Source organism: Stenotrophomonas sp. CASM101 (genome assembly GCF_049384845.1).
In the GTDB taxonomy this organism is placed as follows: domain Bacteria; phylum Pseudomonadota; class Gammaproteobacteria; order Xanthomonadales; family Xanthomonadaceae; genus Stenotrophomonas; species Stenotrophomonas hibiscicola.
In genome coordinates this window covers 44,203-64,528 of sequence record NZ_JBMRFR010000020.1, presented here as the reverse complement: position 1 = coordinate 64,528, position 20,326 = coordinate 44,203, and the positions used below count along the sequence as shown (strand labels likewise).

Annotated in this window: 21 protein-coding genes; 15 read left to right on the top strand and 6 right to left on the bottom strand. The window is 66.7% G+C overall.

From position 1 onward, the window contains the following. Positions 1-207 precede the first annotated feature (207 nt). The 3 genes from VG543_RS19100 to VG543_RS19090 all read left to right on the top strand — a co-directional run bounded on the left by VG543_RS19100 (position 208) and on the right by VG543_RS19090 (position 2,739). Entirely contained in the window at positions 208-975 is a 768-nt protein-coding gene (locus tag VG543_RS19100) for a sulfurtransferase (RefSeq protein WP_346484296.1), read from the top strand. Between the two features lie 201 nt (positions 976-1,176). Then, positions 1,177-2,172, top strand: coding sequence for an LLM class flavin-dependent oxidoreductase (locus VG543_RS19095; protein WP_423177383.1), 996 nt, complete (start codon positions 1,177-1,179; stop codon positions 2,170-2,172). A gap of 69 nt (positions 2,173-2,241) precedes the next feature. Then, positions 2,242-2,739: a pyridoxamine 5'-phosphate oxidase family protein gene (locus VG543_RS19090; protein WP_111103060.1), complete on the top strand. Its 498-nt coding sequence runs from the start codon at positions 2,242-2,244 to the stop codon at positions 2,737-2,739. 92 nt (positions 2,740-2,831) lie between these two features. On the opposite strand, the gene VG543_RS19085 is transcribed toward VG543_RS19090, so the two are convergent. Then, a complete protein-coding gene (locus VG543_RS19085) occupies positions 2,832-3,491 on the bottom strand; it encodes an exopolysaccharide biosynthesis protein (protein ID WP_423177382.1) in 660 nt (219 codons plus the stop codon). Continuing rightward, on the bottom strand, positions 3,475-4,779 hold the full coding sequence (locus VG543_RS19080; RefSeq protein WP_005416017.1) for a hemolysin family protein: 1,305 nt from the start codon (positions 4,777-4,779) through the stop codon (positions 3,475-3,477). The genes VG543_RS19085 and VG543_RS19080 overlap by 17 nt, the downstream gene beginning before the upstream one ends. A 292-nt stretch (positions 4,780-5,071) precedes the next feature. Between VG543_RS19080 and VG543_RS19075 the strand changes: the two genes are divergently transcribed. Together VG543_RS19075 and VG543_RS19070 are read left to right on the top strand one after the other, a co-directional pair. Next, entirely contained in the window at positions 5,072-5,698 is a 627-nt protein-coding gene (locus tag VG543_RS19075) for a DUF47 domain-containing protein (protein WP_004152833.1), read from the top strand. A 13-nt stretch (positions 5,699-5,711) separates the two neighbouring features. Then, a complete protein-coding gene (locus VG543_RS19070) occupies positions 5,712-6,833 on the top strand; it encodes an inorganic phosphate transporter (protein ID WP_005416018.1) in 1,122 nt (373 codons plus the stop codon). A gap of 407 nt (positions 6,834-7,240) precedes the next feature. Here the strand turns inward: VG543_RS19070 and VG543_RS19065 are convergent, their stop codons facing one another. The 3 genes from VG543_RS19065 to parE all read right to left on the bottom strand — a co-directional run bounded on the left by VG543_RS19065 (position 7,241) and on the right by parE (position 11,470). After that, positions 7,241-8,737 (bottom strand): S10 family peptidase, encoded by a 1,497-nt coding sequence (locus VG543_RS19065; protein WP_021204094.1) that lies wholly within the window; start codon positions 8,735-8,737, stop codon positions 7,241-7,243. 111 nt (positions 8,738-8,848) lie between these two features. Continuing rightward, the gene (locus VG543_RS19060) at positions 8,849-9,427 is read right to left on the bottom strand and encodes a GNAT family N-acetyltransferase (RefSeq protein WP_423177381.1); all 579 of its coding nucleotides are present in this window, start codon (positions 9,425-9,427) and stop codon (positions 8,849-8,851) included. 153 nt (positions 9,428-9,580) lie between these two features. Next, positions 9,581-11,470 (bottom strand): DNA topoisomerase IV subunit B, encoded by a 1,890-nt coding sequence (gene parE / locus VG543_RS19055; protein ID WP_019658886.1) that lies wholly within the window; start codon positions 11,468-11,470, stop codon positions 9,581-9,583. A gap of 170 nt (positions 11,471-11,640) precedes the next feature. Between parE and VG543_RS19050 the strand changes: the two genes are divergently transcribed. The 10 genes from VG543_RS19050 to truD all read left to right on the top strand — a co-directional run bounded on the left by VG543_RS19050 (position 11,641) and on the right by truD (position 19,535). After that, complete coding sequence (locus VG543_RS19050) at positions 11,641-11,874, top strand: hypothetical protein (protein ID WP_019658885.1); 234 nt, start codon at positions 11,641-11,643, stop codon at positions 11,872-11,874. 400 nt (positions 11,875-12,274) lie between these two features. Continuing rightward, positions 12,275-13,939, top strand: a complete 1,665-nt coding sequence (locus VG543_RS19045; protein ID WP_005416023.1) for a CTP synthase — start codon at positions 12,275-12,277, stop codon at positions 13,937-13,939. A gap of 89 nt (positions 13,940-14,028) precedes the next feature. Beyond that, complete coding sequence (gene kdsA / locus VG543_RS19040) at positions 14,029-14,859, top strand: 3-deoxy-8-phosphooctulonate synthase (protein ID WP_019658884.1); 831 nt, start codon at positions 14,029-14,031, stop codon at positions 14,857-14,859. Further along, entirely contained in the window at positions 14,856-15,203 is a 348-nt protein-coding gene (locus tag VG543_RS19035) for a hypothetical protein (RefSeq protein ID WP_188250411.1), read from the top strand. The genes kdsA and VG543_RS19035 overlap by 4 nt, the downstream gene beginning before the upstream one ends. After that, a complete protein-coding gene (locus VG543_RS19030; RefSeq protein ID WP_188250410.1) occupies positions 15,203-15,532 on the top strand; it encodes a hypothetical protein in 330 nt (109 codons plus the stop codon). Before VG543_RS19035 ends, VG543_RS19030 begins: the two co-directional genes overlap by 1 nt. Before the next feature lie 96 nt (positions 15,533-15,628). Then, on the top strand, positions 15,629-16,921 hold the full coding sequence (gene eno, locus VG543_RS19025; protein ID WP_134735898.1) for a phosphopyruvate hydratase: 1,293 nt from the start codon (positions 15,629-15,631) through the stop codon (positions 16,919-16,921). A gap of 4 nt (positions 16,922-16,925) precedes the next feature. Continuing rightward, positions 16,926-17,279 (top strand): cell division protein FtsB, encoded by a 354-nt coding sequence (ftsB, locus tag VG543_RS19020; RefSeq protein ID WP_021204090.1) that lies wholly within the window; start codon positions 16,926-16,928, stop codon positions 17,277-17,279. Beyond that, a complete protein-coding gene (gene ispD / locus VG543_RS19015) occupies positions 17,276-17,974 on the top strand; it encodes a 2-C-methyl-D-erythritol 4-phosphate cytidylyltransferase (protein ID WP_019658880.1) in 699 nt (232 codons plus the stop codon). The genes ftsB and ispD overlap by 4 nt, the downstream gene beginning before the upstream one ends. Positions 17,975-18,009: 35 nt before the next feature. Then, a complete protein-coding gene (gene ispF / locus VG543_RS19010; protein ID WP_021204089.1) occupies positions 18,010-18,507 on the top strand; it encodes a 2-C-methyl-D-erythritol 2,4-cyclodiphosphate synthase in 498 nt (165 codons plus the stop codon). Then, complete coding sequence (truD, locus tag VG543_RS19005) at positions 18,504-19,535, top strand: tRNA pseudouridine(13) synthase TruD (RefSeq protein WP_423177379.1); 1,032 nt, start codon at positions 18,504-18,506, stop codon at positions 19,533-19,535. The genes ispF and truD overlap by 4 nt, the downstream gene beginning before the upstream one ends. A 123-nt stretch (positions 19,536-19,658) precedes the next feature. Here truD and VG543_RS19000 read toward each other — a convergent pair whose 3' ends face one another. Beyond that, positions 19,659-20,198 carry a Smr/MutS family protein gene (locus VG543_RS19000; RefSeq protein WP_111103041.1) on the bottom strand — a complete coding sequence of 180 codons (540 nt, stop codon included), beginning with the start codon at positions 20,196-20,198 and terminating at the stop codon, positions 19,659-19,661. Between the last annotated feature and the right edge of the window lie 128 nt (positions 20,199-20,326).

Sequence of the window (20,326 nt, the reverse complement as noted above, 5' to 3'; positions counted from 1 at the left end):
GGTGTGGGCAGGCGGGGGACGGCAAAAGCTGCTCCTGCGTGCCTCGTAGAGCGCCATCCATGGCGCTCTGCGCCCCCGCCTGCCCACACCGCCCCACCCCTGACAGATTCCGGGTGTCTGCCGGGCTTGGGGTCGGATCCCTCTGCTGCGCAGAGGGCACTGACCCCTGAATCTGTCTGTGCGGGCGGGAGGCGCTAAAATGGCGGGATGATCGCCAATACCGCTGCCTACCATTTCGCCGTCATCGACGCCCCTCAGGCCCTGTGTGACCAGCTGCTGGCGCGTGCCGAGGCGGCACAGCTGCGCGGCACGATCCTGGTGGCGGGCGAGGGGCTGAACCTGTTCCTGGCGGGTGCGCCAGAGGCGGTCGAGGGTTTCTACGCAGCGCTGCGCTCTGACGCGCGCTTTGCCGATATGCGGGTCAAGACCAGCTTCAGCGAGCACCAGCCGTTCGCCCGGCTGAAGGCCAAGGTGAAGGACGAGATCATCAGCTTCCGCCGTGATGACGGCCAGCCGCTGGACTATCCGCGTGCGCCGGCGGTGGATCCGGCCACCGTGCAGCGCTGGCTGCGGCAGGGGCATGACGATGCCGGCAAGCCGGTGGTGATGCTCGATACGCGCAATCTGCAGGAAGTGGAGTACGGCACCTTCAAGGATGCGCTGGTGTTGCCCATCCACAAGTTCACCGACCTGCCGGAGGCGCTGGCGCCGCACCGCGAAGCACTGAAGGACAGCACCGTGGTCAGTTTCTGCACCGGCGGCATCCGCTGCGAGAAGGCGGCGCTGTGGATGGTCAACGACGGCATGGACAACGTGCTGCAGCTGGACGGTGGCATCCTCGGCTACTTCGAGGAAGTGGGCGGCGAAGGTTATGAAGGCCGCTGTTTCGTGTTCGACGAGCGCGTGGCGCTGGATGCCGAACTGAAGCCGATGGTCGACCAGCCGCTGCCGGAGCCGCGCCCCAGCGCGTTCTAAGCCGGGATGTCGATTCCCCGGTAGAGCCGGCCGCTGGCCGGCTGCCAGGGCACGTTGCCTGCCGGCCAGCGGCCGGCTCTACCGGATCAAGCGCAGCCAGTCGTGGACCCGCGCTGCGGGAATCAGCATCCTGCCACCGGCACTGGCCGCTGCGCCGGGTCGTCCCCATGCATGGGGGATCCTGTGACGGAAAAACGCCTGATGATCCCGTTGTCGATCCTTGACCTGGCCCCGGTCTGCGAGGGCAGTGACGCCACCACCGCCTTTGCCAACATGCTGGAACTGGCCCAGCACGCCGATGCGCTGGGCTACCGCCGCTACTGGCTGGCCGAACACCACAACATGCCCGGCATCGCCAGTGCGGCCACCGCCGTGCTGATCGGCCATGTCGCCGGCGGTACCCTTCGCATCCGGGTCGGTGCCGGCGGCATCATGCTGCCCAACCATGCCCCGCTGCAGGTGGCCGAGCAGTTCGGCACGCTGGCCTCGCTGTATCCGGACCGGATCGACCTGGGCCTGGGCCGCGCACCGGGTACTGACCAGCCGACCGCGCGTGCATTGCGCCGCTACTTCGACAGCGCGGACCAGTTCCCACAGGACGTGCGCGAGCTGCTGCACTACTTCGAGCCGGTTCAGCCGGGGCAGGCGGTGCAGGCCGTTCCAGGTGGCGGCCTGCGGGTACCGACCTGGATCCTCGGTTCCAGCCTGTTCGGCGCGCGCATGGCCGCGTCGATGGGCCTGCCGTATGCGTTCGCCTCGCACTTCGCACCCGACGCGATGGACGAAGCCCTTGCTGTCTACCGCCGCGAGTTCCGCCCCTCGGCGACGCTGAAGCAGCCGCACGCGATGCTGGCCCTGAACGTCGTTGCCAGCGACAGCGAGGCGGAGTCGCGCCGCCTTTTCACCAGCCAGCAGCAGAGTTTCGTCAACCTGCGTCGTGGCCGGCCGGGCAAGATTCCGGCACCGATCGACGACATCGAGTCCTTCTGGGAGCCGCACGAAAAACTGGGGGTGGAGCGGGCGCTGGCCTGCACCGTGCTGGGCGATCCGCAGCAGGTCGGGGAGGGCATCGCCGCGTTTGTCGAACGGCACAGGCCCGACGAGCTGATGCTCACCGCCAACCTGTACGACCACCGCGCGCGCTTGCGCTCGTTCGAACTGACCATGCAGGCCTGGCACGCCCGCCACGCGGGCTGAACAATTGCGTCACGGGCTGTTGCGGCCGTGCCCGGTCTGATGGGGGCTCATTCCGATGGAGTCCCCCACATGGCCGACACCCGTGCCGAACACGTCAACCAGCTGGCCGAACTGATCAAGGATGTGGAGGTGGCCATGTTCACCACCACCGGCGTCGACGGACGGCTCTACAGTCGGCCGCTGGCCACCCAGCAGGTCGCCTTTGACGGCGACCTGTGGTTCGTCATCACCGCCGACAGCCCGAAGGTGGCCGAGATCGCGCTCGACCCGCGGGTCAACGTGGCGTATGCCTCGCCCTCGAACAACACCTATGTCTCGGTGGCCGGGCGTGCCCGCGTCGTCGATGACCGCGCGAAGATCGAGGAGCTGTGGTCGCCGGCGATGAAACTGTTCTTCCCGGGTGGCAAGGACGATCCGAACCTGCGCCTGATCCACGTGCGCGCCGAGAGCGCCGAATACTGGGATGGCCCGGGCACGCTGCTGGGCAAGGCATTGAGCTTCGTGCTGTCGGCGGTGCAGGACGAACCGGCGGCGCTGGCCGACAACGGCTTCATCGATCTTCGGTGATGACCGATGTCCGGTATTGGTAGTGCCGGCCGCTGGCCGGCAACCCTGGAAACGTGGCAGCCGGCCAGCGGCCGGCTCTACCGGATGCCGCTTCAGAACCAGCGCTGGAACAGCTCCACTGTATAGCCCACCAGCTGCCCCGAACTGAAGCCGAAGAACGCGATCGCCACCAGTGCGGCGATCCAGTTGAACAGCATCAGCGCACCATCGCGTTCCAGCAGCGCCAGCGAGAACAGCAGCAGCTGGAAGCCGAACAGGAAGTTGGTGAACGGAATCGGCAACGACAGCAGCAGGCCCAGCAACACCAGCAGCAGGCCGCTGAAGGCGTGCGCGGGCAGCGGTGTCAGCAACTGCGGCAGGCGAGGTTTCAGCATCCTGTCCAGCCGCCGCAACGGGCGATCGATACGGTCCAGGAAGCGGTGCATGGTGCCGCGCTTCGGCCCGCGTCGGGCAATGAAACCCGGCAGCCAGGGCCGGCGCAGGCAACACAGCATCTGCAGTCCGATCAGGACCACGAGTGGGCCGCTGACCGCACCCCCCATGCCCGGGATCGGGATGAACGAGGGCAGGATCGCCACGAACAGGAACACGCCGAACGCGCTCTGCTGCAGGTTGCTGAGGATCTGGCCGAGCGGCATGTGCTCGGCGGGATCGCCGGAGGCGAACATCTCCAGCAGGGTGCGGATGCCCTCGTTGCGGTAGGCCGCGCGCTGAGCGCCCTGGCCCTGGCCGGCCTCAGGCGGTGAGCTCATCGGCCTGCTCGTCGGACAACGTGCGCAGCAGCAGCTTGTCCACCCGCGCACCGTCCAGGTCGACCACCTCGAAGCGCCAGCCGGCCCAGTCGAAGTACTCGCCTGCGTGCGGGATGCGGCCGAAGTAGTGGATGCACATGCCGGCCAGTGTGTAGTAATCGCCGTCCTCGGCATCGGGCAGGTCGTTGCTTCCGATCAGCTCGCGCAGGTCTTCGATCGGCAGCGAGCCGTCCACCAGCAGCGAGCCGTCCTCGCGGGTCACCACCAGGGCATCCTCGTCGGCATTCTCGACCGCCTGCAGGCGGCCGACCACCGCGCCCATCAGGTCGCTGATGGTCACCAGGCCCTGGATCTCGCCGTACTCGTCCACCACCAGCGCCATCGACTGCTGTTCCTCGCGGAAGATCTCCAGCAGCTTCATCGCGTGGGTCGATTCGGAGACGTACAGCGGTTCGCGCAGGGTCTGGAACAGCGCGTTGTCGCCGCGCGCCATGCGCGTGGCCAGCGATTTCAGCTCCAGCACGCCGACCACGTCCATGTCGTTGTCGCGGTACACCGGGTAACGGGAGAACTCGTGCTCGGCCATGATGTCCAGATTGCGCTCCAGCCCGGCCTGGGTGTCGAGCCAGGCGATGCGGTTGCGCGGCGTCATCAGGCTGTCGGCGGTGCGGTCGCCCAGGCGCATGACGCGGTTCATCATGTCGCGCTCGTGGGCGTCGATCACGCCGGCCTCGTGGCTCTCGGCCACCAGCATCCGGATCTCTTCTTCAGTCACCTGCGCGGCCTCGTCCTTGCCCAGGCCCAGCACCTTCAGCACCAGCTGGGTAGTCTTGGACAGGAGCCAGACGAAGGGCAGGGCGAGCCTGGCCAGCCAGCTCATCGGCATCGCGACCAGGCCGGCAATGGCCTCGGAACGTGTCAGGGCCAGGCGCTTGGGCACCAGTTCGCCGAAGATCAGCGTGATGAAGGTGATCAGCGAGACCGCCAGGGCGGTGCCTACTTCGCGCGCGTACGCAAAGCCGGGCATCAGGCCCTGCAGCCAGCCGGCGATCGCGTCGCCGATCGCATCACCACCGAGGTAGCCGGTGAGTACGCCGATCACGGTGATGCCGATCTGCACGGTGGACAGGAAGCTCTCCGGCTTCTCCGACAGCTCCAGCGCCTTGGCGGCGCGCTTGGAGGTGGCGGCCATCTGCTTCAGGCGGCTCTTGCGCGAGGTCATGACCGACATCTCGGACATGGCGAAGAAGCCGTTCAGCAGAACCAGCGCGAAGACAATCAGGATCATTTCAAACACGGGCGTCGTCCCCGGTTGGTGGCAGGGAGGGCGGGTGCTTGCGATGGCGGCAGGCGCTCAGGAACGGGGTCCGGCGCGGCGCAGGGGGATAAGGGTCGTCGTCCATAAGGTGCGCCTGAAGGCGCGCTGGCATCTTAGCAAAGGGGCGTGGCAGGGTGGCAACCGCCTGTTCAGGTTGGGGCTCCCAGAGCCCGGAAAGGGCGCGGGGATACCCGTGATGGTCATCTAGCCGTCATAATTCGCTCTGGTGCCGTCCTTCCCGCGACGGCTGACAGGTTTCTCAATGTTCTCTCTGCAGACCATTTTCGGTTCCGGCAAACAGTTCTACACCCTGCTCGATGAGGCTGCTGTCGCGGCTTCCGATGCCGCCAAGGCGCTGCATTCCATGCTGCGCGAGGCCGACCGCCAGCCCGCGCTGGACGCCTTCAAGCTGGCCCGCCTGCGCGAACGCGCGGCCTCGGACAAGATCAGCCAGGCGCTGGTGGACAGCTTCATGACCCCCATCGAGCGCGAAGACATCGAAGCGCTGGGTTCGGCCCTGTACAAGATTCCGAAGCAGATCGAGAAGTTCGCCGATCGCTATTCGCTGGCCACGACCCACCTGGAGCACATCGACTTCGCGCCGCGCGCGGCGATGCTGGAGCAGGCCGCCGGCGTGGTGGTGGAGATGGTGGCCGACCTGCGCCACATGAACCTGGACCGGATGACCGCGCTGAACGAGAAGCTGCGCTCGCTGGAGAACGAGGCCGACCGCCTGATGCTCGAGCTGTACCGCGACATCTACTCCGGTCGCCTGGACAACCTGCAGATGTTCCTGCTGAAGGAGTTCTTCGAGATCCTGGAAAAGGCCATCGACCGTTGCCGCGAGGCTGGCGTGGTGGCGTACCAGATCGTGTTGAAGAACAGCTGACGGACGCCGCCGCATGTTGACCCTTGTCCTGGTAGTGATCCTGGCCGCGCTCGTCTTCGAGTTCATCAACGGCTTTCACGACACTGCCAATTCCATTGCCACCGTAGTGGCGACCAAGGTGCTCTCGCCCGGCTGGGCGGTGATGCTGGCCGCCTTCATGAACCTCATCGGTGCGCTGACCGGTACGGCGGTGGCGCTGACCATCGCCTCGGGCCTTCTCAACACCAACGTGGTGGAAGTCACCCCGCAGGTGATCCTGTGCGCGCTGCTGGGCGGCATCATCTGGAACCTGATCACCTGGTGGAAGGGACTGCCGTCCTCGTCCTCGCACGCGCTGATCGGCGGCCTCTGCGGCGCCGGCCTGGCTGCGGCCCACAACAACTGGGATGCCCTGATCTGGTCCGAGCGCCTGGGCAGCTGGGCGCAGAACAAGGGCCTGCTGTGGAAGGTGTTCGTGCCGATGATCACCTCGCCGATCGCCGGCTTCCTGCTCGGCATTGTGGTGATGGTGCTGCTGTGGGCGCTGATCGCCGGCCTGGCCAAGGTCGGTGGCGCCATCGGCCGCCTGGCCCGCCCGCGCATCGTCAATGCCTTCTTCGGCAAGGCGCAGATCGCTTCGGCGGCCTACATGGGCTTCGCCCACGGCCACAACGACGCGCAGAAGACCATGGGCATCATCGCGATGACCCTGATTGGTGCCGAAGCCACCGGCGCACTGAACGATCTGCCGTCCTGGCTGGCCTTCATGCACCCGGACGCGCACGCCGGTGACGGCATCGCCATGTGGATCGTGCTGACCTGCGCGGTGGTGATGGCGGCCGGTACCGCTTCGGGTGGCTGGAAAATCATCAAGACCCTGGGCCACAAGATGGTCAAGCTGCACCCGATCCACGGCTTCGCCGCGGAGACCAGCTCGGCCACCATCCTGACCCTGGCGGCCCACTTCGGCATGCCGGTCTCGACCACGCACAGCATCTCCACCGCGATCATGGGTGTCGGCTTCGCCAAGAACCCGCGTTCGCTGAAGTTCGGCGTGATCGAGCGCATCGTCTGGGCCTGGATCCTGACCATCCCGGCGGCCGGCGGCTGTGCGTATCTGATCCTAAAGCTGTTCGAGATGTTCGGCTGGACCTGATCGCCACGCCAAGGTGCACACGAAAAAGCCCGCCGACCACCGGCGGGCTTTTTCATGGGCAAAGAATTTTTCCGCACACAACGTGTCGACCAAGGTCGACACCTACCAGAGCAGAACCAGGGTCAGAGCCCGTTGCCAAACAACGGGATCCACCCCCGTGCCGACCAACGGTCGGCACCTACCAACAGCGCCCGGAAACTGTCGAAGGCGGGGTGGGGTGGGCAGGCGGGGGCGCAGAGCGCCATGGATGGCGCTCTACGAGGCACGCAGGAGCAGTTTTTGCCGTCCCCCGCCTGCCCATCCCACCCCGCCATCCCACGGAATCCAGGCCTTTGCAGTCGCAGCTGCAGTTGCAGTTGCAGTTGATCCAGCGGGTGCCGGGCCGCAGGCCCGGCCGCCACCACCCATCAATTGCGCTGGAACAGCGCCTTCACATCATTCCGGAACGCCGCCTGACTGTCGGCCCGGCTGTAGAACATGTGCCCGCCCGGATAACTGCGCACCTGCACCCGGTCCGGATTGCTGCCCATCGTCGGCATCTGGTCCACGGTCAGGATCGAACCCATGAACGGGCACGACAGGTCGTTCCAGCCATGCACGATCAGCACCTGCAGGTGCGGGTCGATCGCCACGGCCTGGCGCAGCTGGGTCACCGCGCCATCGCGCAGCTCGCCATTGCGGTCCCACAGCCGGTTCACGTCGTAGTTCAGCGCCTGGTACCGCGCGTCCACCTTCCAGCCGACCACGCGCGTCACGAAGTCGACCATCGCCGTGGTGGTCGGCGCGATGATGCTGTCCAGCAGCGGATCGTTGGCGCGCTGCTCCGGATCGTTCGGGAATGGATCGAACGCGGTCACGTTGGAGTCGTAACGGCTGCCCAGCGTGCCCTTGTCGCGGAATACTTCGCGCAGGTAGGCCTGTGTTTCCAGGCGGCCACCGGCACGGCGCACGAACTGCGGCTCCAGGCCGGTCAGTTCGGTCACCCGGCGCAGCATCGCCTCGGTTGCCTGCGGATCGCTACGGCCTTTCATCAGGGCGGTGGCGTAGTCGCCACGGGTGTATTCCACTACTTCGCGCATCGCTGCATCGGTCAGTTTGCCCTGGCGCTCCAGGTGCGCGGCGGCGATCGACGGCAGGGTCTGCATCCACGCCATCGGCGAGACATCGGCGTTGTCTTCCAGGGTCGGGCTCAGGTACGGCGAGACCAGTACAAGGCCGTTCATCGCCACGCCCAGCCGGGTCTGCAGGTAGTGGGTGATGCGCGGGCCGCGATAGCCGCCGTAGCTCTCGCCAGTCAGGTACTTGCGCGACGCCATGCGCTGGTTGCGCAGCAGCCAGTCGTAGATCGAGCGTGACAGGTATTCGATGTCGGCGCTGGGGTTGTACAGTGCCTTCTTCGCTTCATCGTCGCCGATCCGCGCGCGGCTGAAGCCGGTGCCGACCGGATCGATGAACACCAGGTCGGTGAAGTCCAGCCAGGTGCCGGGGTTGTCGTGCAGGGTGGCCGGCGCCGACGCGCTGTCACCCTCGGAGCCGAAGGTCACCACCTTGGGCCCGATCGCGCCCATGTTGAGGTACACCGACGACGCGCCGGGACCGCCATTGAGCGCGAAGGTCACCGGCCGGTCCTTGCCCGGCATCGTATAGGCGGTGAACACCACATCGGCGATCACCTTGCCCTTGGCATCGCGTACCGGCAGGGTGCCGACGGTGGCGGTGTAGTCCAGGGTGCGTCCGGCCAGGCGCATGCTCTGGCGGGCTGAGGCGTCTGCGGGCAACGCAGGTGCCTCGGTCTTGTCGTCTTTCGGATCGGGCTTGGCGTCGGCATCAGGCGCGGCCAGCACGCTGGCTGGGGCGATGAGCAGGCCGACGCAGAGCGCGGCAGTGTGCAGCAGGGACTTCATGGCACCGGGTGGGCAGCGGAAGGGGATTCCGATGCTAGGCCGGTGGCGGCCCACGTCGTATGTGTCCAAAGGCATGGCCCCGGCGTTGCGGCCGCGATTGGCCAGCTTGGGTCAAGCGGGCAGGGCGGCTGCCGCTTTGTCATCGGCAAGCAGGCCGTAGACGGCCGAGTCGGCCAGTTCCCCCTGGATGCGCCAGCGCTGGCGCAGCACTCCCTCGCGGCGGAAGCCCAGGCGTTCGAGCACGTGCGCGGAGGGTGCGTTGCGCGGGTCGATCTCGGCTTCCACGCGATGCAGGTGGAGGGTGCCGAACAGGTAGGCCAGTACCTGCTGCAAGGCCTCGTGCATGTAGCCCTGGCCCTGGCGATCCGGTGCCAGCAGGTAGCCGATCTCGGCGCGTGCCGCATCGCGGTCCAACGCAAACACCACGCAGATGCCCAGCAACGGGCCGTCCAGCGTTTCGCGCACGGCCAGCTTGAGCTGGGTGCCGGTGGCCTGTGCCGCCAGGTCATCGTCGATCTGCGCGCGTGCCTCGGACGGTCGTGTCCATGCAGGATGGTTCCAGAACCGCATCACGTCCGGATCGGACTGGATTGCGAACAGGGCGGCCGCATCGTCGCGGCGGATCGGGCTCAGGACGAGGCGCGCGCTGTGCAGCGGCAGGCCGGGAAACAGCAGGGAGTGGCTGGCCAATACGTTGGTCCACACGGATGGACGCGCATTATGGCGCCGCCGGGTTTGCCGATGGGGGTGGAATCTCTGTAGAGCCGAGCCGATGCTCGGCTGCCCGGCACGGCGCGGAATGCAGCCGAGCGTGGGCTCGGCTCTACAGGAGGGCTGCGGGAGTCAGACTTCCAGCGAAGCCAGGTCGCCCTTCGACTCCAGCCAGCCCTTGCGGTCGGAGGCGCGCTTCTTGGCCAGCAGCATGTCCATCAGCGAACTTGTCTGCTCGCGATCGTCCACGGTCAGCTGCACCAGCCGGCGCGTATCGGGGTGGATGGTCGATTCACGCAGCTGAGGCGGGTTCATCTCGCCCAGGCCCTTGAAGCGGGTCACGTTGATGGCGCCCTTGATCTTCTCGCGTTCGATCTTGTCCAGCATCGAGCGCTTTTCTTCCTCGTCCAGGGCATAGAACACCTGCTTGCCCACGTCGATGCGGAACAGTGGCGGCATGGCCACGAACACGTGGCCGGCATCGACCAGCGCAGGGAAGTGCCTGAGGAACAGCGCGGTAAGCAGTGTTGCGATGTGCAGGCCGTCGGAGTCCGCGTCGGCCAGGATGATGACCTTGCCGTAGCGCAGGCCGCTGATGTCGTCCTTGCCCGGGTCGCAGCCGATCGCGATCGCCAGGTTGTGCACTTCTTCCGAGGCCAGCACGCTGTTGGAGGAAACCTCCCAGGTGTTCAGGATCTTGCCGCGCAACGGCATGATGGCCTGGAAATCCTTGTCGCGGGCCTGCTTGGCGCTGCCGCCTGCCGAATCACCTTCCACCAGGAACAGCTCGGTGCGCGACAGGTCCTGGCTGATGCAGTCGGCCAGCTTGCCGGGCAGGGCCGGGCCCTGGGTGACCTTCTTGCGGACGACCAGCTTTTCGGTCTTCAGGCGGGCGCTGGCGCGCTCGATGGCGATCTGCGCGATCTTCTCGCCCAGCTCCACGTTCTGGTTGAGCAGCAGGCTGAAGGCATCATGGGCGGCACCTTCGATGAAGCCGGCCGCCTGGCGTGAGGACAGGCGTTCCTTGGTCTGGCCGCTGAACTGCGGGTCGGTCATCTTCAGCGACAGCACGAACGACACGCGGTCCCACACGTCTTCCGGGGCCAGCTTGACGCCACGCGGCAGCAGGTTGCGGAAGTCGCAGAACTCGCGCAGCGCCTCGGTCAGGCCGGTACGCAGGCCGTTGACATGGGTGCCGTGCTGGGCGGTGGGGATCAGGTTGACGTAGCTTTCCTGCACCAGCTCGCCTTCCGGCAGCCAGGCCACTGCCCAGTCCACGACCTCGGTGTCCTTCTTCAGGCTGCCGACGAACAGCTCGGCCGGCAGCATCTCGCGATCACCCAGCTCCAGCTTCAGGTAATCGCGCAGGCCGTCTTCGTAGTACCAGGTATCGACTTCACCGGTGGCTTCATCGGTCAGCTTCACGGTCAGGCCCGGGCACAGCACGGCCTTGGCGCGCAGCAGGTGCTTGAGCGCGCGCACCGCGAACTTCGGCGTATCGAAGTACTTCGGGTCCGGCCAGAAGCGCACGCGGGTACCGGTGTTCTTCTTGCCGACGCTGCCAACTACTTCCAGCGGTGTGGCGCGGTCGCCATTGCGGAAGGTGATGCGGTGTTCGGCACCGTCGCGCTTGATGTGCACTTCCACCAGGGTCGACAGCGCGTTGACCACGCTGACGCCGACGCCGTGCAGACCACCGGAGAAGGTGTAGTTGTTGTTGCTGAACTTGCCGCCGGCATGCAGGCGGGTGAGGATCAGCTCGACGCCCGGGATCTTCTCTTCGGGATGGATGTCCACCGGCATGCCGCGGCCGTCATCGCTGACCTCCACGCTGCCGTCCTTGTACAGGGTGATCTCGATCGAGCGGGCGTGGCCGGCGAGGGCCTCGTCCACCGAGTTGTCGATCACTTCCTGCGCCAGGTGGTTCGGGCGCGCGGTGTCGGTATACATGCCGGGACGGCGCTTGACCGGGTCAAGGCCGGACAGGACTTCAATATCGGCGGCGTTATAACGGGCGTTCATCTGTCTTCGAAAGCTTGGAGCGACGGGCAAGTGTGGGGTCTGGCACGGGATTTTGCACGCCTGCGGTTCAGTCTCGGCGACGCAGAGGGGGTAAAATGGCAGCCGCTGGAATCTGAACGCCGGCGCTCCGTTGGATCAGAACGTCCAAGCCATACCGCGAGGAGGACTCCATGAAGAAGTTGCTGACCATTGCGATCCTGGCCGCTGCCGCCGTTGCAGTGCCGCTGGTGGTGGCGCAGAACGCCGGCCAGTCGGCCCCGCAACAGGGTGATCAGGCCGACAAGGCCCAGGCCGAGGCCGATGCAAAGGCCAAGCGCCGGGCCCAGGCCAATGCCCAGATGAAGGCGCAGGGCCAGCCGGCCCCGCAGCAGGAAGAGGAAGAGGAAGCGCGCAAGAAGCGCTGATCCCGCAGCCTGCCAGGCGCCCTTGCGACAAGGGTTGCGCTCCGGAACGCCCCGCTCAGCGGGGCGTTTCTTTTTGGGAACGTGGCGTCTGCCCCTTGGGTTGGCGGCCATCAATCTGTAAACTATGGCTTTCCGGGAGTAAGTGCGTGTCCACCATTTGCGAATGGGCTGGAGCGGCCAAGCGTGGCTTCCAGCATGGCGGGTCGCAGGTGACGGTCGATTTGGCCGGCACGGCCGCCCCGACCTCGCACGATGGTTCCGGTCCGGCGCCTGCCGCCGCACGGATCCGCACCTCCCTCGCTGCCTCAGCGAACCGGAAAACCCCCTCTGAGCACCATGCCCGCCCTCCGGGTGCGCGTGGTGCTGCCGTTTTCCATTTCCAGACAGGATGCTTGCAGCCATGACTCCCTTGATTTTCGTAACCGGCGGCGTGGTGTCCTCGCTCGGCAAAGGCATTGCCGCCGCGTCGCTGGCCGCCATTCTTGAAGCCCGTGGCCTGAAGGTCACGATGATGAAGCTCGACCCGTACATCAACGTCGACCCGGGCACCATGAGCCCGTTCCAGCACGGTGAGGTCTACGTCACCGACGACGGCGCGGAGACCGACCTCGACCTGGGCCACTACGAGCGCTTCGTGCGCACCCGCCTGAGCCGCAAGAACTCGGTCACCACCGGGCGCATCTACGAGAACGTGATCCGCAAGGAGCGCCGCGGCGACTACCTGGGCGCGACCGTGCAGGTCATTCCGCACATCACCGACGAGATCCGTCGCTGCATCGACGAAGCCACCGAAGGCTACGACGTGGCACTGGTCGAGATCGGCGGCACCGTGGGCGACATCGAGTCGCTGCCGTTCCTGGAGGCGATCCGCCAGGTGCGCACCGAACGTGGCCCGGAGAAGGCGCTGTTCATGCACCTCACCCTGGTGCCGTACATCGGCGCCGCCGGTGAGCTGAAGACCAAGCCGACCCAGCACTCGGTGAAGGAGCTGCGCTCGATCGGCATCCAGCCGGACGTGCTGCTGTGCCGTTCAGAACAGGCGGTGCCGGATTCGGAGCGTCGCAAGATCGCCCAGTTCACCAACGTCTCCGAGCGTGCAGTGATCAGCGTGCCGGACGTGGACGTGCTGTACCGCATCCCGTCTGGCCTGCATGCACAGGGCCTGGACGAAATCGTGGTGAACCAGCTGAAGCTGGCCGACAAGGCCGGTCCGGTCGACCTGTCGATGTGGGAAGACGCGGTCGATGCGACCCTGCACCCGCTGGACGAAGTGACCATCGCCGTGGTCGGCAAGTACGTCGATCACCAGGATGCCTACAAGTCGGTCGGCGAGGCACTGAAGCACGGTGGCCTGCGCCAGCGCACCAAGGTCAACCTGAAGTGGCTGGAAGCACAGGACCTGGAAGGCACCGACATGGCTGCACTGGCCGATGTCGACGGCATCTTGGTACCGGGTGGCTTCGGTGACCGCGGCTTTGAAGGCAAGGTGCTGACCTCGAAGTTCGCCCGCGAGCAGCAGGTGCCGTACTTCGGCATCTGCTACGGCATGCAGGCGGCGGTGGTCGATTACGCGCGCAACGTGGTCGGCCTGGAAGGTGCCAACAGCACCGAGAACGATCGCCAGTCGCCGAACCCGGTGATCGGCCTGATCACCGAATGGCGCACCGCCAGCGGCGATGTCGAGAAGCGTGACGACAAGAGCGACCTCGGCGGCACCATGCGCCTGGGCCTGCAGGAACAACGCCTGAAGCCGGGCACGCTGGCCCGCGAGCTGTACGGCAAGGACGTGGTCGCCGAGCGCCATCGCCACCGCTACGAGTTCAACAACCGCTACCGCACCCAGCTGGAAGATGCGGGCCTGGTGATCGCGGGCAAGTCGATGGACGACACCCTGGTGGAAGTGGTCGAACTGCCGCGCGATGCCCACCCGTGGTTCCTGGCCTGCCAGGCGCACCCGGAATTCCTGTCCACGCCGCGCGACGGCCACCCGCTGTTCATCGGCTTCATCCGTGCCGCGCGCGAGCGCAAGGCGGGCGGCAAGCTGCTTTCCGAAGCGCGCGCCTGACTTGTGAATGGGGGCGTGGGCCCCCATCCTGCATGCTTCAACCCCCAGCGCACCGGCCCGGCCGGTGCTGCGGACAACAAGGAAACGCCATGAAACTGTGTGGATTCGAGGTCGGGCTGGACCAGCCCCTGTTCCTGATCGCCGGCCCCTGCGTGATCGAGTCGATGCAGCTGCAGCTCGATACCGCCGGCAAGCTGAAGGAGATCACCGGCAAGCTCGGCGTCAACTTCATCTTCAAGTCCAGCTTCGACAAGGCCAACCGCACCTCGGGCACCGCCTTCCGCGGCCCGGGCATGGAGGAGGGCCTGAAGGTCCTGGCCGAGGTCAGGAAGCAGATCGGCGTGCCGGTGCTCACCGACGTCCATGAGTACACCCCGATGGACGAAGTGGCTTCGGTGGTGGACGTGCTGCAGACCCCGGCGTTCCTGGTCCGCCAGACCGACTTCATCCGCAAGGTGTGCTCGGCCGGCAAGCCGGTCAACATCAAGAAGGGCCAGTTCCTGGCGCCTTGGGACATGAAGCCGGTCGTGGAGAAGGCCAAGGCCACCGGCAACGAGCAGATCATGGTCTGCGAGCGTGGTGCCAGCTTCGGCTACAACAATCTGGTCAGCGACATGCGTTCGCTGGCGGTGATGCGCGAGACCGGTTGCCCGGTGGTGTTCGACGCTACCCATTCGGTGCAGCTGCCGGGCGGGCAGGGCACCAGTTCCGGTGGCCAGCGTGAGCACGTGCCGGTGCTGGCCCGTGCCGCCGTGGCGGTGGGCATCTCCGGCCTGTTCGCCGAGACCCATCCGGACCCGTCCAAGGCCCTGTCCGATGGCCCCAATGCATGGCCGCTGGACCAGATGGAAGCCCTGCTCGAGACCCTGATGGAACTGGACGCGGTGACCAAGAAGCACGGCTTCTCGCGCTTCGCGTGAGTCGTGACCCGTGGCTGGCGCTGGAGAACCAGCGCCGCCGCCGGCACTGGAAACAGTGGCCCTGGGGCCTGATCGCACTGGGCCTGGCCGTGCTGTTCACCGTGGGCATGTTCGGTCTGGTGCTGATCGGCGCCGCGTCAGTGCGCCCACCAGGTGATGGCGGCAGCGCGCTCAATCTGAGCGTGTACTTCATTGCGCTGCTGGTTGCAGAGCTGGTCGGCGCCGTGGGATGCGTCGCTGCCGCCGTACTGGCCTGGCGCCTGAACCGTGGCAAGGTGGCCGCCGGGCTGGCGATCATCCTGCTGTCGCTGTGGCTTGGCGCCCTGTTCTACGGGCTGTTTTGATGAATGCGACCCTGGTAACCCGTGATCGGCCCTGGGGCCTGATCGCGCTGGCGCTGGCTGTTCTTGCCTGGGCCGGCCTGGTGGCAGCTGTATTCGCCTTCGCCGCCAGTTTCGGTTCGCCCGGGGATGGCAGCCATGGCATGCAGGCCATGCAGTACTGGATCTGGGCTGCACTGGCCATGCTCGTGCTGTCCTTCGTTGGCAGCCTGGTGGCGATGGTGATGGCCTGGCGTTGCCGCCGCGGCGGCGTAGTGGCGGCCATTGCTGGTGGCCTGCTGGTGGTGATGGTGTCGTTGATCCTGATGGTGATCGGGGCCACTCTGGCCTGACGGCGCCCACGCCATTTGGCAAGTGGCGGGCAGCCGGGGATAATCACGCGGCATTCGTTTTGTCGCCCCCTCTCCAGACAGGTAACCGGCCCGACCATGAGTACGATCCGCAGCATCCACGCCCGTGAAATCCTCGACAGCCGTGGCAACCCCACGCTGGAAGCCGAAGTCATCCTGGAGGACGGTTCGTTCGGTCGTGCCGCGGTTCCCTCCGGCGCCTCGACCGGCACCAAGGAAGCGGTCGAGCTGCGTGATGGCGACAAGACCCGTTACCTGGGCAAGGGCGTGCGCAAGGCCGTCGACAACGTCAACACCACCATCGCCAACGCGCTGAAGGGTTTTGAAGCCGCCGACCAGGCCGGCCTCGACCGTCGCCTGATCGATCTTGATGGCACCGAGAACAAGGGCCGCCTGGGCGCCAACGCGCTGCTGGGTGTTTCGATGGCCGCCGCGCACGCCGCCGCTGCATCGAACAAGCAGGCGCTGTGGCAGTACCTGGCCGCCAAGACCGGCGTTACCCCGTCGCTGCCGGTGCCGATGATGAACATCATCAACGGCGGTGCGCATGCCGACAACAACGTGGACTTCCAGGAGTTCATGGTGCTGCCGGTCGGCTTCACCTCGTTCTCCGAAGCGCTGCGCGCCGGCACCGAAATCTTCCATTCGCTGAAGTCGGTGCTGAAGGGCCACGGCCTGAGCACGGCGGTGGGCGACGAAGGCGGTTTCGCGCCGGACTTCCGCAGCAACGTCGAAGCGCTGGACACCATCCTCGAAGCGATCGGCAAGGCCGGCTACACCGCCGGTGAAGACGTGCTGCTGGGCCTGGACGTGGCGTCAAGCGAATTCTTCGAGAACGGCAAGTACAACCTGGTCGGCGAGAACAAGCGCCTGACTTCCGAGCAGTTCGTCGACTTCCTCGCTGACTGGGCCGCGCAGTACCCGATCATCACGATTGAGGATGGCCTGGCCGAGAACGATTGGGCTGGCTGGAAGCTGCTGACCGACCGCATCGGCAAGAAGGTGCAGCTGGTCGGCGACGACCTGTTCGTGACCAACCCGAAGATCTTCCAGGAAGGCATCGACTCGGGCACCGCCAACGCGATCCTGATCAAGGTCAACCAGATCGGCACGCTCAGCGAAACCCTGGAAGCGATCGCCATGGCTGATCGCGCCGGCTACGCCGCCGTGGTTTCGCACCGCTCGGGTGAAACCGAAGACACCACCATCGCTGACATCGCCGTGGCTACCACCGCCACCCAGATCAAGACCGGCTCGCTGTGCCGCAGCGATCGCGTGGCCAAGTACAACCAGCTGCTGCGCATCGAGGAAGCCCTCGGCGCCGGCGCGCGTTACGCCGGTCGTGACGCGTTCGTTTCGCTGAAGCGCTGAGCCGATGCGCGACTGGCGCTGGATGCTGCTGGTGCTGGCCCTGTTGCTGGGCTGGCTGCAGTACCGCTTCTGGTTCGGTCCGGGCAATTCGGGTGAAGTGATGATGCTCGAAGCCCAGGTCGCCAACCAGGAGCGGGACAACGAGGGCCTGCAGCAGCGCAACGACGCGCTGGCCGCCGAAGTGAAGGACCTCAAGGAAGGCCAGTCCGCCATCGAGGAGCGCGCGCGCAGCGAGCTGGGCATGATCAAGCCTGGCGAGAAGTTCTACCGTGTGGTCGAGGATGCGCCGGTCCAACCGGCGCAACCTGCGCCAGGTGTCAGCGCCCAGGTCGGCGATCATCCGGCGGACGTGCCATGAGTGGGGCGATCTGGGTGGTGGTTCCGGCCGCCGGCCGTGGCGCCCGCTTCGGCGCACCGCTGCCCAAACAGTACCTGCAGGCCGGCGGGCAGATCCTGCTCGCCCATACCCTGGACGCGCTGCTGGCGCACCCGGCCGTGGCCGGCGCAATGGTGGTGATCGGACAGGACGACGGTGACTGGCCTGGCTGGAGTGAATGGGCCGGCAAGCCGGTGCTGACCTGCATCGGCGGCGCGACCCGTGCCGCCTCGGTGCTGGCCGGGCTGCAGGCCCTGCCGGACTCGGTGCGTGCCGATGAGTTCGTGCTGGTCCATGATGCGGCCCGGCCCAACCTGTCGCTGGCCGACCTTGGCCGCCTGCTTGAAGTCGGTCGTGCCGACCCGGTCGGGGCGATCCTGGCCGCACCGGTGCGCGACACCCTCAAGCGCGCGGGCGATGACGGTGGCATCGATGGCACCGAGCCGCGCGAGCGCCTGTGGCGTGCATTGACGCCGCAGCTGTTCCGCCGCCACCAGCTCAGCCGCGCGCTGTCCGAAGCCGCTGCCGCCGGTGTCGAAGTCACCGACGAGGCCATGGCCATGGAGCGCCAGGGCCAGCGCCCGCTGCTGGTGGAAGGCAGCGAGGACAACTTCAAGGTAACCACTCCGGCCGATCTCGACCGGTTCGAATTCGTACTTTCCCGCCGCGCCGGCTGATTGCCCCGCGCGGCCCTGCTGCAAGGGTTGCATCCATGAGCACCGCACCGTTCCCGCCCGTCCGCATCGGCCAGGGCTACGACGTCCATGCCTTCGGTGAGGGCGATCACATCATGCTCGGTGGGGTGAACGTGCCGCACAGCTGCGGCGTGCTCGCGCACAGCGACGGCGACGTGATCCTGCATGCCCTGTGCGACGCGATGCTCGGTGCGCTGGCGCTGGGTGACATCGGCCAGCACTTCCCGCCGAGTGACGACCGCTGGAAGGGCGCTGACAGCAGCGATTTCGTCCGCCATTGCGACAGCCTGCTGCGCGAGCGTGGCTGGCGCGTCGGCAACACGGACATCACCGTGATCTGCGAGCGTCCGAAGGTCGGGCCGCATGCGCTGGCCATGCGTGAGCGCATCGGTGCGCTGCTGCAGCTGCCGCTGGATGCGGTCAGCGTCAAGGCCACCACCTCGGAGAAGCTGGGCTTTACCGGCCGTGGAGAAGGCATCGCCGCACAGGCGGTGGTGCTGCTGGTGGCGGCATGATCCCGCTGCCGCTTGCGTTTGGTGCGCCGTTGCTGTCGGCGCGCATCCGCACCACGCCGGAAGATTTCCAGGTCGACGAGTTGCCGGCGTTCGAGGCCACTGGCGAGGGCGAGCACCTGCTGCTGCACATCCGCAAGCGCGGTGCCAACACCGTGCATGTGGCCAAGCTGCTGGCCAAGTGGGCCGGCCTGCCGGAAATGGCGGTGAGCTACGCCGGCATGAAGGACCGCCATGCGGTCACCACCCAGCGCTTCAGCGTGCACCTGCCCAAGCGCATTGCACCGGATCTGGCCGAGCTGGCCAGTAATGAGATCGAAGTGCTCGAAGCCACCTGGCACAACCGCAAGCTGCAGCGCGGCGCCTTGGCCGGCAACCGCTTCAAGCTGGTGCTGCGCGAGGTGCGGGGCGATGCTGCAGCTATCAGTGAGCGTTTGCAGCAGATTGCCAGCCGGGGCCTGCCGAACTGGTTCGGTGAGCAGCGCTTCGGCCGCGACGGCGGCAACGTGCCGGCCGCATTGGCGATGTTCGGGGGCCGCCGCATGCGCAAGGACCAGCGTTCGCTGCTGTTGTCTGCCGCCCGTTCGGCGCTGTTCAACCGCGTGCTGGCCGCGCGCGTGGAGCAGGGCAGCTGGGATCAGCCACTGGAGGGCGAAGTGTGGATGCTGGACGGCAGTCGCAGCGTGTTCGGCCCCGAGCCGTACACCGACGTGCTGGCCGAGCGCCTCGCGCGGTTCGACATCCATCCCAGCGCACCGTTGTGGGGCGAAGGCGAACTGCGCAGCGCCGACGCTGCACGTGAGCTGGAGCTGGCCGCGCTGGACGACGAGGAATCGAAGGCGCTGCGCGCTGGCCTGGAAGACGCACGGTTGAAACAGGAGCGCCGCGCGTTGCGCCTGCGCCCGGCGCTGCTGCAGCATCAGTGGCTGGCCGATGACGTGCTGGAACTCTCGTTCGCGCTGCCGCCGGGCTGCTACGCCACCGCTGTACTGCACGAGCTGGGCCCGGTCGAAGACGCCTCGCAGGCCTGAGCAGGGCGCACGGTAGAGTCGACTGTCAGTCGACTTGCGCGCGCAGCGCGGGGTATTCGCTTGCCGCTGGAAGAGCAGTCGACTGACAGTCGACTCTACCTGGACTCATGGCGTCCCCTTTTTTCAGCGCCGCGCCAGCAGCACCAGTACCGCGCCGGTCCCGCCTTGCCCGGTCGGCGCTGAATGGAACGCCAGCACGTCGTTGCGCAGCCGCAGCAGGCGATCAACCAGGTTCTTCAGCACCGGCGCACCGCCATCGGCTTGCAGGCCCTTGCCGTGGATGATGCGCACGCAGCCATATTCGTGTGCATGCGCTTCCAGCAGGAACTGGCGCAGCAGCGTCTCCGCCTGCGCGGCGGTGGCGCCGTGCAGGTCCAGCTCGTCCTGCACCGAGTACTGGCCACGCTTGAGGCGCTGGAACAGGCGTGGTGGCAGGTTGTCGCGTCGATAGCTGGCCACATCGCCGGCTTCCAGCGGGGTGCTGTCGCGCAGCAGCCGGGCGAACTCGCCGGCGGCGTCGGCCTCGTCACGTTCGGCCATCCGCGCACGCGGCTTCGGTCGCGGCGCGGCAGGTGCCGGCTCGGCATCCTTGCGCAGCGGCGTCACTTCGCCGATCGCCGCACGGAACAGCGCGGCGGGATCTTCGTCTTCAGGGTGCGACATGCGCACAGGGTAAACCGCCGGCGCAGGTCTGCCTATGACGGTTCGATGTCGGCCGTGACCGCCGGCAGGGTAGGACCGGCGGCTCGCATGCGGCACAATAGACGATGCGCTTGCAGGGTCGACGGCTT

Excerpts from the sequence above, each read along its gene's own strand:
- VG543_RS19090 (WP_111103060.1), top strand. The coding sequence starts at position 2,242 with ATGGCCGACACCCGTGCCGAACACGTCAACCAGCTGGCCGAACTGATC.
- truD (WP_423177379.1), top strand. The coding sequence starts at position 18,504 with ATGATCCCGCTGCCGCTTGCGTTTGGTGCGCCGTTGCTGTCGGCGCGC.
- VG543_RS19000 (WP_111103041.1), bottom strand. The coding sequence starts at position 20,198 with ATGTCGCACCCTGAAGACGAAGATCCCGCCGCGCTGTTCCGTGCGGCG.
- ftsB (WP_021204090.1), top strand. The coding sequence starts at position 16,926 with ATGCGCGACTGGCGCTGGATGCTGCTGGTGCTGGCCCTGTTGCTGGGC.
- VG543_RS19070 (WP_005416018.1), top strand. The coding sequence starts at position 5,712 with ATGTTGACCCTTGTCCTGGTAGTGATCCTGGCCGCGCTCGTCTTCGAG.
- VG543_RS19050 (WP_019658885.1), top strand. The coding sequence starts at position 11,641 with ATGAAGAAGTTGCTGACCATTGCGATCCTGGCCGCTGCCGCCGTTGCA.
- VG543_RS19095 (WP_423177383.1), top strand. The coding sequence starts at position 1,177 with ATGATCCCGTTGTCGATCCTTGACCTGGCCCCGGTCTGCGAGGGCAGT.
- ispD (WP_019658880.1), top strand. The coding sequence starts at position 17,276 with ATGAGTGGGGCGATCTGGGTGGTGGTTCCGGCCGCCGGCCGTGGCGCC.
- VG543_RS19030 (WP_188250410.1), top strand. The coding sequence starts at position 15,203 with ATGAATGCGACCCTGGTAACCCGTGATCGGCCCTGGGGCCTGATCGCG.
- kdsA (WP_019658884.1), top strand. The coding sequence starts at position 14,029 with ATGAAACTGTGTGGATTCGAGGTCGGGCTGGACCAGCCCCTGTTCCTG.
- ispF (WP_021204089.1), top strand. The coding sequence starts at position 18,010 with ATGAGCACCGCACCGTTCCCGCCCGTCCGCATCGGCCAGGGCTACGAC.
- VG543_RS19065 (WP_021204094.1), bottom strand. The coding sequence starts at position 8,737 with ATGAAGTCCCTGCTGCACACTGCCGCGCTCTGCGTCGGCCTGCTCATC.
- eno (WP_134735898.1), top strand. The coding sequence starts at position 15,629 with ATGAGTACGATCCGCAGCATCCACGCCCGTGAAATCCTCGACAGCCGT.
- VG543_RS19080 (WP_005416017.1), bottom strand. The coding sequence starts at position 4,779 with ATGATCCTGATTGTCTTCGCGCTGGTTCTGCTGAACGGCTTCTTCGCC.
- parE (WP_019658886.1), bottom strand. The coding sequence starts at position 11,470 with ATGAACGCCCGTTATAACGCCGCCGATATTGAAGTCCTGTCCGGCCTT.
- VG543_RS19085 (WP_423177382.1), bottom strand. The coding sequence starts at position 3,491 with ATGAGCTCACCGCCTGAGGCCGGCCAGGGCCAGGGCGCTCAGCGCGCG.
- VG543_RS19075 (WP_004152833.1), top strand. The coding sequence starts at position 5,072 with ATGTTCTCTCTGCAGACCATTTTCGGTTCCGGCAAACAGTTCTACACC.
- VG543_RS19045 (WP_005416023.1), top strand. The coding sequence starts at position 12,275 with ATGACTCCCTTGATTTTCGTAACCGGCGGCGTGGTGTCCTCGCTCGGC.
- VG543_RS19100 (WP_346484296.1), top strand. The coding sequence starts at position 208 with ATGATCGCCAATACCGCTGCCTACCATTTCGCCGTCATCGACGCCCCT.